Annotated in this window: 10 protein-coding genes; 4 read left to right on the top strand and 6 right to left on the bottom strand. The window is 60.1% G+C overall.

The window, feature by feature from the left end; all coding sequences use genetic code 11:
- Positions 1-10: 10 nt before the first annotated feature.
- Complete coding sequence (locus AC07U5_RS14525) at positions 11-976, bottom strand: ABC transporter permease (protein ID WP_062426746.1); 966 nt, start codon at positions 974-976, stop codon at positions 11-13.
- Between the two features lie 73 nt (positions 977-1049).
- The gene (locus AC07U5_RS14520) at positions 1050-2609 is read right to left on the bottom strand and encodes an ABC transporter substrate-binding protein (RefSeq protein WP_112520361.1); all 1560 of its coding nucleotides are present in this window, start codon (positions 2607-2609) and stop codon (positions 1050-1052) included.
- A 248-nt stretch (positions 2610-2857) separates the two neighbouring features.
- On the opposite strand from AC07U5_RS14520, the gene AC07U5_RS14515 reads away from it, so the two are divergent.
- The 4 genes from AC07U5_RS14515 (at position 2858) to AC07U5_RS14500 (ending at position 7698) form a co-directional block, all read left to right on the top strand.
- Positions 2858-3547 carry a GntR family transcriptional regulator gene (locus AC07U5_RS14515; protein ID WP_494723413.1) on the top strand — a complete coding sequence of 230 codons (690 nt, stop codon included), beginning with the start codon at positions 2858-2860 and terminating at the stop codon, positions 3545-3547.
- Positions 3548-3622: 75 nt separating this feature from the next.
- The gene (locus AC07U5_RS14510; protein ID WP_494723412.1) at positions 3623-5146 is read left to right on the top strand and encodes a gamma-glutamyltransferase family protein; all 1524 of its coding nucleotides are present in this window, start codon (positions 3623-3625) and stop codon (positions 5144-5146) included.
- A 7-nt stretch (positions 5147-5153) separates the two neighbouring features.
- Entirely contained in the window at positions 5154-6383 is a 1230-nt protein-coding gene (locus AC07U5_RS14505; protein ID WP_111846483.1) for an amidohydrolase family protein, read from the top strand.
- Positions 6384-6459: 76 nt separating this feature from the next.
- Entirely contained in the window at positions 6460-7698 is a 1239-nt protein-coding gene (locus AC07U5_RS14500; RefSeq protein WP_111846439.1) for a M24 family metallopeptidase, read from the top strand.
- 14 nt (positions 7699-7712) lie between these two features.
- Here the strand turns inward: AC07U5_RS14500 and AC07U5_RS14495 are convergent, their stop codons facing one another.
- Genes AC07U5_RS14495 through AC07U5_RS14480 form a run of 4 tightly spaced genes read right to left on the bottom strand, consistent with a single transcriptional unit; the run spans position 7713 to position 12393 of the window.
- Entirely contained in the window at positions 7713-8624 is a 912-nt protein-coding gene (locus AC07U5_RS14495; protein WP_113225711.1) for an ABC transporter permease, read from the bottom strand.
- Positions 8621-9706 carry an ABC transporter permease gene (locus AC07U5_RS14490; RefSeq protein WP_111846441.1) on the bottom strand — a complete coding sequence of 362 codons (1086 nt, stop codon included), beginning with the start codon at positions 9704-9706 and terminating at the stop codon, positions 8621-8623. Before AC07U5_RS14490 ends, AC07U5_RS14495 begins: the two co-directional genes overlap by 4 nt.
- Complete coding sequence (locus AC07U5_RS14485) at positions 9703-11289, bottom strand: ABC transporter ATP-binding protein (RefSeq protein WP_112520356.1); 1587 nt, start codon at positions 11287-11289, stop codon at positions 9703-9705. Before AC07U5_RS14485 ends, AC07U5_RS14490 begins: the two co-directional genes overlap by 4 nt.
- Before the next feature lie 6 nt (positions 11290-11295).
- Positions 11296-12393: a BMP family ABC transporter substrate-binding protein gene (locus tag AC07U5_RS14480; protein WP_494724246.1), complete on the bottom strand. Its 1098-nt coding sequence runs from the start codon at positions 12391-12393 to the stop codon at positions 11296-11298.
- Between the last annotated feature and the right edge of the window lie 13 nt (positions 12394-12406).

Raw genomic sequence — 12406 nt, 5'->3', positions numbered from 1 at the left:
GGTCTCCTGGTCATGCTGCACGCAGACGTGGATCGATGACCGCGTAGGCGATGTCCACGAACGTGTTCAGCGTGACGAAGATGAAGGATACGATGCAGAGATAGGCCGCCATGACGGGGATATCGACGAAGGTCACGGCCTGCATGAAGAGCATGCCCATTCCGGGCCATTGAAAGACAGTTTCGGTGACGAGCGCAAAGGCAATGAGATTGCCGACCTGCATGGCCGTCAGCGTGACCACGGGCATCAGACAGTTCTTCAACGCATGGCGAAACCAGAGTGCGCGTCTTTTGACGCCGCGGGCCCGGGCGAACTTGATGAAATCGGTCCGCAGCGTTTCCAGCATTTCGGCACGCACCAGACGCATCACCAGGGTGATCTGGAAGAGCGACAGCGACAGTGCCGGCAAGACGATGGCCGCGCGTCCCGAGGGGGTCAGAAGGCCGGTGGACCACCAGCCGATGCGCACCACATCGCCCCGACCGTAACCCGGCAACCAGCCAAGCGTAACGGAAAAGGTGAGGATGAGCAGGATGCCCACCAGAAAGCTTGGCAGGGAAACGCCGACGATCGATGAGAACTGCAAGGCTTCGGCCCACCAGCGCCCGCGACCGATGGCGGTAAAGACGCCAAGCGGAATGCCGATGGCAAGCGACAGGAAGGTGGCGATGAGCACCAGTTCGAACGTGGCCGGGAAACGCTCTGCGATCAGCGTCAGCACGGATTGCTGGTTGCGCCAGGACAGGCCGAATTCGCCCTGCGCTGCGTTGGTGACGAAGCGGACATATTGAACCAGAAATCCGTCATTGAGACCGAGCCTGGCGCGCAGCTCGTCGCGTTCGACCTGGGTGGCGCTTTCATTGACCATGATCTCCACCGGATCGCCAAGGAAGCGGAAGATGAGGAAGGCGAAGAAAGCAACCGTGAGCATCACGAGAACGGCATTGCCGATCCGCTTGATGAGGAAGGCGAGCATGACACCCTGTCCTTTGTCGGAAGAAAGAAAGCTGGCCCCCGCGACGGCTTTGCGCGGCGAGGGCCGTGCGCTGTTACATTTTCACCAGCCAGAGGCGTGGAAGGTTATCCGAGAAGAGCGGGAAATCCTTGACTTTCGCGCTGGTTGCCCAGGCCAGCGGCTGCTGGTGCAACGGGATCATCAGGGCATGGTCCTTGGCAATCTTCAGGGCGTCGGCCGAAAGGGCCAGGCGCTTCGTCCGGTCCAGTTCCACAGCCGAGGCTTCTGTCACCTTGTCGAACTCCTTGTCTGACCATCCACCCCAGTTGAATATGCCGAAGGAACCTTCCTTGGTGTGGAGAACCTGCGAGGTGAGGCTGTAGGCATCGAGCATCGGCAGTGTTGCCCAACCGAGCGTGTAGACATCGACCTTGCCGGACGAGCGCTTCGGTGTCTGCACGGCGCGAGGCCCCTGATCGAGCTTCGGCTTGAGACCGACGCGTGACCACATGGAGGCAACCGCCTGACAGACCTGCTCTTCATTCACCAGCGTGTCCGAGCAGTTGAAATCGAATTCGAAGCCTTCTGCACCGGCTTCCTTGAGAAGGGCCTTGGCCTTCTCTGGATCGGCCTTGACTGGGCTGTCGAGTGCCGCGTCATAGCCGGGGATCTGCGGCGCGACCAGTGTGCCGGCATTGCGCGACTTGCCGCGCATGACGCGTTTTTGAATGAGGTCCAGATCGATTGCAAGCTGCATGGCCTGACGGACGCGCAGATCCTTCATCGGGTTTGGCGCGCCGGACAGCAGAGTGTCGCGCTGGCTGAAGCCGATCATCACGGTGCGAAGATCAGTGCCTTCCAGAAGCTTCACCTGCGATGCGGCTGCTTCCAAGCGTGGCAGGTCCTGGACCGGCGCCTGATCGGTAAAATCGATATCGCCGGAGAGCAGTGCTGCGACACGGGTTGCGCTGGAGGCAATCGGCGTCAATTCAATCCGGTCGATATTGTGCTCAGGCTTGTCCCACCAGCCATCATATTTCACGAAGACCGTCTTGGCGTCGGGCTGCCGGCTTTCGACCTTGAACGGGCCTGTGCCATTTTCATTATAGGTCGCGTAACCTTCAGTGCCGGAGCCCACATCCGTCGGGGCTTCCGCCTTGTTGTCCTTCAGCCATTTGGCGTTGAAGATGTAGATGGTTGTCAGGTCGTTCAGGAGCAGCGGGTAGTTGGCCGTGACATCGATCTCGATGGTGTGTGGATCGATGACGCGCGACCCTTTGTAGGCCGGAATGTTGCCGCGCAGTGGGGACTTCGGGTCGGTGGCGCGCAAAAGCGAAGCCTGGACATCGTCAGCGGTGAACTCGGCGCCGTTGTGAAATTTGACGCCCTCACGAAGCTTGAAACGCCATGTGGTGGGCGAGATGATTTCGTATGAGGTGGCAAGCGCCGGTTCCAGCTTAAGATCGCGGTTGTAGCGCATCAAGCCTTCATAGGCATGATTGAGCACGCCGAGCGCGAAACTGTCTCCGTAGGAGTATGGGTCGAGTGAGCTGATGTCTCGCGAAGCGCCCCATTTCAGCGTGTTGGCCATGGCGGGCATGGTGAGCGAAAGAAGCGCTAATCCAGTCCCGAACAGTATGCGTTTGCTTATCATGATGATCCCCTTTTATTGAATGCAATCCGAGCAAAATTCTTCCCTCTATTGCATACGATTTTCTCAAGTATGGCCAAATTTGGCGACATAAAGCGTGTCGAGAGGCCGTTCTGTGCGGCTTTTGAGGCAACCTAGGAAACTTCGTATGCAATATCAAGCTAAAAATTGTATGCAATAAAATCGACTGGTTAAAATACAAATTCTGTGCAATATGCCTCTAAAATGTATACGAACAGGGTCTCGCAGCGATGTCCACCAATCTGACCAGAAGCGATGCGATCTACGCCTCGCTCCGTCGCGCCATTCTTGAGCAAGCGTTGAAGCCAGGCACCAAGCTGCCGGAAGATTCGATTGGCGATACCTTCGGCGTCAGCCGCACGAGCGCGCGCAACGCCCTTGTCCGGCTGTCTTCGGATGGGCTTGTCGAGATCAAACCGAACCGCGGCGCTGCCGTCGCCATGCCGACGCTGGAGGAGGCGGTGGAAGTCTTTGCGCTTCGACGGTGCCTGGAGCGAGAGGTGATCGACAGGCTCTGCAAGCGTATGCCGAAGGACGGCATCGATGCCTTGGTCAGCCATGTGCGTGAAGAAGAGCGAGCGTTGCGGGCATCCTCGCCGCGTTCCATCCGATTGGCTGGCGAGTTTCACATTCTGCTGGCGGAGTTGACCGGCTCGAAGCTCTTGATCGAATTCATCATCCAGGTCGTCTCCCGGTCTTCTCTCATCCTTGCGCGTTTCGGCAGGCCGCACTCGGCCGAATGCGGTATCGACGAGCACATTCAGCTGATCGAGGCACTGAAAAACCTCGACGTGAAAGCTGCGACCGACATCATGGATCATCATCTGCATGCGGTCGAAGATCGCGCCAAGGCGGATGACGAGGAGGACGGTCCGGATATCAGCGAGATCCTCAGCCGTTACATCTCGGCCTCCGAGTAAGGGCTGTACGGAATGGCGACGAACGAGAACACTCTTTTGCCGCAGAGCACGCATGCCGCGAGGTCGCGTCATGGCATGGTCACGACGCCACATCGCGCTGCAAGCGAAGCGGGTGCCAAGGTGTTGCGGCGGGGCGGCACGGCGATCGAGGCCGTGATTGCGGCGGGGGCGGCACTGACGGTTCTCTATCCGCATTTTTGCGGGCTGGGCGGAGATGCCATCTGGATCGTGGCCGATAGCGAAGGGCGACGCGACGCGATCATGGGTATCGGGCAAGCGGCTGAGGCGCTGCCGAAGCTTGATGTTATCCCCACTCGTGGGCCGCTCTCCACCTTGACGACCGCGGCACTGGTCGACAGTTGGGGTAAGGCGCTTGACTATTCTCGTACCCATTGGGGTGGCACCGAAGGCTTTGCCAGCCTGCTCGGAGATGCCATAGAATTTGCGGCGGGCGGCTTTCCCGCCAGCCAGTCGCAGGCGCATTGGCATGCGTTTCGCAAAGACGAAATCGATGGATGGCCGGGCGTTTCCCGGTTCTTCGTGAAGGAAGGTGTCCAGCATCAGCCGCAATTGGCCGCTGTTCTGGAAGAGATCGCCCTTCATGGCTACAGGACATTTTACGAGGGCGACGTGGCTGACCGGATTGCGAGCGGGCTTGAGGCCGCCGGAAGCCCGATCAGAAAGCGCGATCTGGAAAAGACATTCGCGACACTGGCCGCGCCCCTGTCGCTCGCCTATCGCGATGTCGAGCTTCTGGCCCCACCGCCGCCCAGCCAGGGCGTCACGACCCTATCGATCATGGGCATCCTGTCGAACTTCGCAATGCAGGACATCGCTCCGGATACGTCGCAGTTCTATCATCTCTGCGCAGAAGCCATCAAACAAGCCTTTTTGGAGCGGGGCGGTATCGCCGATCCGGCGTTTATCGAGCAGGATTGCGCCGCCTGGCTTGGGCAGGATTTTCTCGCCACCAAGGCCCGGAAGATCGATCGCAATGTCGCCCTGCCTTGGCCTGCACCCTTCCGCACTGGCGACACGGTCTTTCTTGCGGCGACGGATGCGCAAGGCCGTTCTGCCAGCGTGCTTCAAAGCACCTATTACGATTGGGGCAGCGGCGTGCTGCTGGAGGATACCGGCATCCTCTGGCAGAACCGCGGCGCGGCATTCAGCACAGACCCCAAGAGCCCCAATGTGATCGCGCCGGGCAAGCGGCCTTTTTACACGCTCAATCCCGGTATCGCGTTGCGCCATGGCAAACCGGCGTTCCTCTACGGCACGCAAGGTGCCGATGGTCAGCCGCAAACGCTGACATTGCTCCTCAGCCGATTGATTGACCACGGCCTTGATCCGCTTTCGGCATTGTCGGCGCCGCGCTTTCTTCTTGGGCGCACCTTTTCAGACAGCCGGGACAATCTCAAGATCGAGCAATCCGTCGGCTCCGACGTGATCGATACGCTTTCAAGCTACGGCCATGGTGTCGTCGCCATTCCAGAACTCAGCGCGCTTGCGGGTCAGGCAGGGGTCATCAAGATCGGTGAAGATGGGTGGATCGATGGTGCGCATGATCCGCGCAGCGACGGCTGCGCAGTGGGAGTATAAGCAAGACATGCGAGCCGATTTCCTTCTGCGAAACGTTCAGACGGCCAACCAGCCCGGCGTCATCGATATCGCCATTCGCGACGGGCTGATTGTCGACATGCGCCACGACATTCGCTGCGACGCCGTCGAAGAGGAGGATTTCGAAGGCCGATTTGCTTTCGCCGGCTTCGCCGATAGTCACGTCCATCTGGACAAGGCCTGCATCCTGGAGCGCTGCACGATCTGTGAAGGCACTTTGGAGGAGGCCGTGCGGGAAACGGCGAAAGCTAAGTCTCGTTTCACGGAGGAGGATGTGTTCGAGCGGGCAAGCTCCGTCGTGCGCCAAGCCATCATGCATGGCACGAACCGCATGCGAACCTTTGTCGAGATCGACCCACGTGCGGGCATGCGGTCATTCGCGGCGATCAAGCGTGTACGCGAACATTATGCCTACGCCATCGATATCCAGATCTGCGCTTTCGCGCAGGAAGGATTGACGCAGGAGCCAGAGACGGAAGCCATGCTCGATGAAGCACTTCGCACCGGTGCGGACCTCGTTGGCGGATGTCCCTATACTGATCCTCGCCCGGAGGAGCATGTGCGTCGCATCTTCGATCTCGCAAGGAAGCACGACGTCGATGTCGATTTCCATCTGGATTTCAGCCTCAACCCCGCCAAGACGGATCTTCCGGCGGTGATTGCCGCAACCAAGGCCAACGCCTATGCGGGCCGCGTCACGATCGGGCATGTCACTAATCTCTCCGCTCTTGAGCCCGAGGATCGGTCGCATATAGCTCGACAAATTGCCGAGGCCGGCATCGCGCTGGTCGTCCTGCCGGCGACGGATCTTTTTCTCATGGGGCGGGGGCAAACGACAAATATTCCGCGTGGTATCACCCCGGCTCATCTCCTTTCGGCAGATGGCGTCCGCACCGCGGTAGCCACCAACAATGTGCTCAACCCGTTCACGCCTTTCGGCGATGCCTCGCTTGTGCGGATGGCCAATCTCTATGCCAATGTGATGCAGCTTTCGCGGGATGACGATATCGACCAGGTTTTTGCCATGGTGAGCTCCCGTGCCGCTTCTATTCTGGGTATTGATCATCAATTACGGATTGGGGGTCCCGCCGATATCGTCATTCTGGACGCTGACGATCCTCGTCATGCTGTCCGCTCGTCGGCATCTGCGATTGCGGGTTGGAAGGCCGGACGAAGAACCTTCGTTCGTCCACAGCCCATCATTTTCGACCCGGCATAAGCCGAGCAATCGTAAATCCGACTGGCGCCATCCACTGGCCTTGGCTAAACCGAATTGAATTTTCGTGGAGGCAGCGTTGAGCGATTTGGACAGGAAACGGGCGGAGCGGTTGATGCGCGAAGCTGGCCTTGATGCATTGGTTCTTTTCCAGCCGGAAGCGTTTCAATATGCGATCGGAGCAACTGCGGGTGTCGCCACCATGTGGGGCAGGGCGGGGGCTGCGATCGCACTGGTGCCGAGTGATGCACAGCTTTCGCTTGCGGCGATCGTCAGCGATCATGCGGCACCCGTGGTACTGCAGCGGGCTCCAGACGTTGACGTCCGCACACATCGCATCTGGATCGATGGGGTCGATCTGTCGGGCGTAGACACGATTTCCGGCATCGATGGCGCGTATCGAGGTTCAGGCGTTGGGGGGCCGAGACCGGAAACCTTCGATCGGGCTGCATGCTTCCATCTCTTGGCCGATCTGTTGCAGGAGAAGGGTCTCCGCCCTGCGAGGATCGGGGTCGATCTCGAGTTCATGCCCGCTGCCGATTTCGAGGCTTTGAAAACGTCTATTCCCTCAATCCGCTGGGTCGATGGCTCCCTGGTTTTGAGGCGCCTGCGCGCCATAAAGACGCCCCGTGAAATCGAACGACTCCGGCACGCGGCCATGGCGGCGGAGGCTGGCCTCATGCGCATGATGGAAGCCGTCTCGCTTGGAACTTCGGTCGCAAGCCTCTCTGCAGCGTGGAAAACGGGCGCGCAGGAAGCGGCGGCCACAGGTGGCTTCTCGCTGAGTGGACAGTGGGACTACATCTCTGTCGGGCCGGACTTGTCGAATGGCGCTGCGAAGGTGACGCCTGGCGCGTTGATCAAGGCTGATGTCGGCACCCTCGTTGATGGATATTCGTCCGATGGCGCGCGCACCGTAACCTATGGTCCGGCATCGCCATTGGCGCAGGATATCTTCAAGGCGCTTGAGACCGCATTTCACACGGGGCTGGATGAGATCACCCCCGGCAACACTTTCGGCTCGGTGCATGACGCCATGCTCCGCTCAATGCGGCGCGATGGCTTCGGCGAATATTATCGCGGACACTTCGGGCACTCCGTCGGTGGCGGTGTGGGTATTGAAGAATGGCCGTTCTTTTCCTCAGGCAATTCGGAGATCATCGAGGCGGATATGGTCGTTGCGTTGGAAGCGCCCTTTTACGGCCAGAATTTTGGAGCGCTGATGATCGAGGATCAGTTTCTGGTCACGCCGAACGGCACGCAATGCATGAACAACCTGCCGAGAGGTCTACGCGATCTTGCCAAAGGCAGTGTCTGAGCTGGGCGCTCAGACTATCGCTCGAAAGGCTCCCCAAGCGAGGCAACACCGTTCAGTTTCAACAACCGCTTGTTGGCGGAAATGATGCCGAGCACGATGATGGTGACGAGATAGGGCAGGCTGGAGAGGAACTGCGACGGCAGTTCCACGCCGGTTGCCTGTGCCGCAAGGCTCATCAGCGACACTGCGCCGAACAGGCATGCTCCGAGGAAGATGCGTCCCGTCAGCCATGTGCCGAAGACAACGAGCGCGATCGCGATCCAGCCACGTCCGGCAATCATGCCATCCGCCCAAAGCGGCGTATAGACCACAGAGGCATAGGCGCCGGCGAAGCCTGCCAGAAGACCACCGAAGGCGATCGCCGCGACACGGACACCGATGACCGAATAGCCGATCGCATGTGCGGCTTTCGGATTTTCCCCAACCGCACGGATCACGAGGCCGGTTTTGCTGAAGGCAAATCCCGCCCAGATGGCAAGTGTCAGGAAAAGCGACAGCCAGACGACGATATCCTGTACAAAAAGACCGCCGATGATGGGAAGATCGGACAGGCCGGGAATGGCAAGTTTCGGCAGTCCCCTGACCGTCAGGCTTTCATAGGTCTTGCCGAAGAGCGCCGAAAGACCTTGGCCCAGAATGCCGATGGCAAGGCCGGTTGCGACCTGGTTGGCGCGGAAGCCAAGCGCAACCAGTGCGAAGATGAGGGATAGCACCACGCTGGCAAAGCCCGCCGCCATGAAAGCCAGCATGTGACCGCCGCCGTGATAGACGACGATAAAGGCGATGACGGCGCCAAGTGCCATCAACCCCTCGACACCCAGATTGAGGACGCCTGCGCGTTCGACAACGAGTTCGCCCAGCGCCGCCAGCAGAAAGGGCGTTGCCGCCGCCAGCATGCCGGAGAGGATGAAATCGACCGCGTTCATGCCACTTTCCGATCTGCAGTTTTCGGCCATTCGAGGCGGTAGCGGACGAAGGCGACCGCGATGAGATAGGTAACGAGCAGGCTCCCCTGGAAGACGCGCACTGCTGCAATCGGCAGTTCGGCGGAGACCATGGCATTGTCACCGCCAATATAGATCACTGCCATGACGAGCGAAGACAGGATGATGCCGATCGGATGCAGTCCGCCGAGATAGGCGACGATGATGGCCGCATAGCCGTAGCCGGTGGAAATCGAGCGTTGCAACTGCCCGATCGGGCCCGCCACTTCTGCCGCTCCCGCAAGACCCGCTGCAAAGCCGCCAATCAGCAGCGAGAGCCAGATGGCGCGGCCCTGACTGAAACCGGCATAGTCGGCCGCGCGGGGGGCAAGGCCGCCGACCTGCAGCTTGTAGCCGAGAAAGCTCTTCTGCATGAAGACATAAGCGGCCAGAGAAAAGAGGATGGTGAGCGGAAACGACCAGTTGACCCGGGTGCCCTCGATCAGGGTCGGGACCATGGCGTCGTATTGAAACATCACCGATTGCGGGAAGTTGAAGCCGTTTGGATCCTTCCAGGGGCCAAGCAGCAGATAGTTGAGTACCTGTGCGGCAACCAGGCTCAGCATCAAGGACACGAGAATTTCGTTGGCGTTGAGCCGCACCCGCCAGAAAGCGGTAACCGCGGCCCAGAGCGCGCCGCCGATGGCGCCGCAGAGAAGCATGGCTGGCCAGATCCAGCCGCCGGTTGCTTCCGGGTAATAGATTGGGATTGCGGAGGCGAAGATTGCGCCGAGAATGAACTGTCCTTCGGCGCCGATATTGAATACCTTGGCGCGAAAGCCGATGGCAAGCCCCTGCGCGATCACGAGCAGCGGTCCCATTTTCAAAAGCACTTCGGAGAAGGCTGCCCAGGAGAGGAACGGCTCCAGCAGCATGGCATGGAACACGGCACCAGGGCTTTTACCCATGACGGCGTAAAGCGCGAGATTGATGAGCGTGGCAATCGCGAGCGCCGCAAGCGGCGCCAGTATGGTCGCCTTCAGCGAGGCACGTTCGCGCCGAACGAAATGAGGGAAGGCGCTCATGCGGACAGCTTTCCAGCAGCGGGGTTTTCGGAAGGAGTGGCAGCGTCGGCGCCAATCATAAAGCGGCCGACATCTTCGATACGCGTTTCGGACGTCACGAGGGACGGGCTGAGCGTACCGGCATTCAGCACCTGAATGCGGTCGCAGATTTCGAAGAGCTCTTCGATTTCCTCGGAGATAACGAGGATCGCCATGCCGGCATTGCGCAACGCGATCAGTCTTTGCCGGATCGCCATGGCGGCGCCGATATCCACGCCCCACGTCGGCTGAGCGACGAAAAGGAGCTTCGGCCCCAGCATGATCTCCCGGCCCACGATAAATTTCTGCAGATTGCCGCCTGAAAGCGCGCCGGCCTCTGCGTCTGGTCCAGGTGTCCGCACATCGAAATCGCGAATGCAGGTCTCGGCGAACGTCTTGGCACCGGTGTGGTCGATCAGACCGTGCTTCAGCAGGCCGAGCGGATGGGCGGTCAGGAGACCGTTCAAGGTGAGCGAAAGCTCTGGCACCGCACCACGGCCGAGGCGGTCTTCCGGCACGAAGGCAAAGCCGAGCCTGCGACGGGCAGCGGCATCGAGGCCACCGACATCCTCGCCCATCATGAAGATGCGGTCCTTCGCTTCACGGCCAAGACGCGTTTCGCCCGAAATGATAGACGAGAGTTCCGCTTGTCCGTTCCCAGAAATGCCGGCAAGCCCGAGAATTTCTCCTGCCTTCACCTCCAGCGTGACGCGCTTTAGCGGCACAGCAAAGGGATCGTCCGGCTCGTAGTCGAGGCCGATCAGTTCGAGGCGCTTTTCGCCGGTCGCCACGACCGTCGGAGCCTTGATCTCCGGCATGTCGCGCCCGATCATCATACGGGCAAGATCATGGGCATCGTGCTCACGCGGATCCACGTGGCCGGTCACTTTTCCGCCGCGCAAGATGGTGGCGCGGTCGCAGATCGCCCGAATTTCTTCAAGCTTGTGGGAAATGAAGAGGATGGAGACGCCGCGATCTCGCAGGCGCTTCAACGTCTCGAAAAGCTTCTCGACCGATTGCGGCGGCAGCACCGAGGTCGGTTCGTCGAGGATGATGAGCTTGGGGTCGGTCATCAGGCAGCGGATGATCTCGACCCGCTGTCGCTCGCCGACCGAGAGCGCATGCACATGGGCCAGCGGATCGACCTCCAGGCCGAAGTCGCGTCCCAATGAGCGCACCCGCTCGACGAGATCGCTCTTCTTTCCTGGCACGACGAGCGAGATGTTCTCGACCACCGTCAGCGTCTCAAAGAGGGAGAAATGCTGAAAGACCATGCCGATGCCCTGGCGGCGGGCCTCGGCGGGCGAAGCAAGCCGGATCGGCTCGCCTCGCCATGTCACAGTGCCCTCATCCGGCGTTTCCACACCATAGATCAGCTTCATCAGCGTGGATTTGCCCGCGCCGTTTTCGCCGAGAATGGCGTGGATCGAATGGTCCGCCACGTCCAGATCGATCGCCTGATTGGCGCGGATCTGGCCGTAGCTTTTCGACAGGCCACGCAGCGAAAGCAGGGGTGCCTTTGCCCGTTCACTGTCTGCCGATGCGGGCAGGGTCGTCTCAGCCATGAGCGATCACTTCGGCAGAGGCGTGGTGACGCCCTTGACGTGCCAATCCATGGCCATGATCTCCTTGTCCGTCAGCGTCTTGCCGGCTGCAACGCCTTCCGAGCCATCCGCCTTGGTGATGGGGCCGGTAAAGGGCGAGAAGCTGCCATCGGCAATCTTCGCTTCGGTCTCGTTGATTTTCGTCATGGTGTCGGCCGGAACGCTGGGGTTCCAGTCCACGACCTTGACCACTTTGTCCGACATGCCGAGGAAGGCATTCGCGCCCTTGAAAGTGCCGTCCATGTGCGCCTTAACCTGCGCCAGAAAGTAGGGGGACCAGTCGGTCGCAACGCAACCGAGATAGGTCTTCTGCGCGTAGCTCTTCATCGAGGAATTGAGGTTGAAGGCGTAGACGCCGGCTTCCTCGCAGGCGGAGATGACGGATGGTGTGTCCTGCGCGTTGGAGAAGATCACATCGCAACCTTGCGACATCAGCGCCTTGGCGGCTTCCTGTTCCTTTGCTGGATCGAACCAGGAGTTCACCCAGACAACGGAAACTTCGATATCTGGTTTGACGGACTGGGCACCCAGCGTAAACGCATTGATGGAGGTGATGAGTTCGGGGATGGCAAAGGCCGAGACCGAGCCGAGCTTGCCGGATTTCGTCAGCGCGGCAGCCGCCATGCCCATCAGATAGGTGCCTTGGAAATACTTGGCGGCGAAGGGCGAGAAGTTCGGTGCGACCTGGAAGCCGGACGCGTGCAACACGCTGACGTCCTTGTTGCGACGGGCGATCTGCAGCGCACCGTTCTGATAGCCGAAGGAGCCGGCAATCAGGAACTTGTTTCCATCGGCAACGGTCTTGGTCATGATACGGTCGGCATCGGGACCTTCGGGAATGTTTTCCAGAATGGTGACTTTCACCTTGTCGCCATAGGCCGCTTTGACCGGCTCAAGACCGGCGGCGAGCGCATGGCCCCAGCCCACGTCGCCAATGGGCGAGGGCACGACAAGTGCGATGCCGAGCGGCTTATCCGCTGCAAGTGTGGCACGCGCGCCAACGGCGCTGGCAAGACCTGTGAGTGCGACGCCCTTCAGCAGCGTGCGGCGATTGAGTGCGTTGATCATGATGGTTCCC

It is taken from the genome of Agrobacterium sp. GW821-FHT02D03 (assembly GCF_059421725.1).
This window is presented reverse-complemented; position numbering and strand designations above follow the sequence as displayed.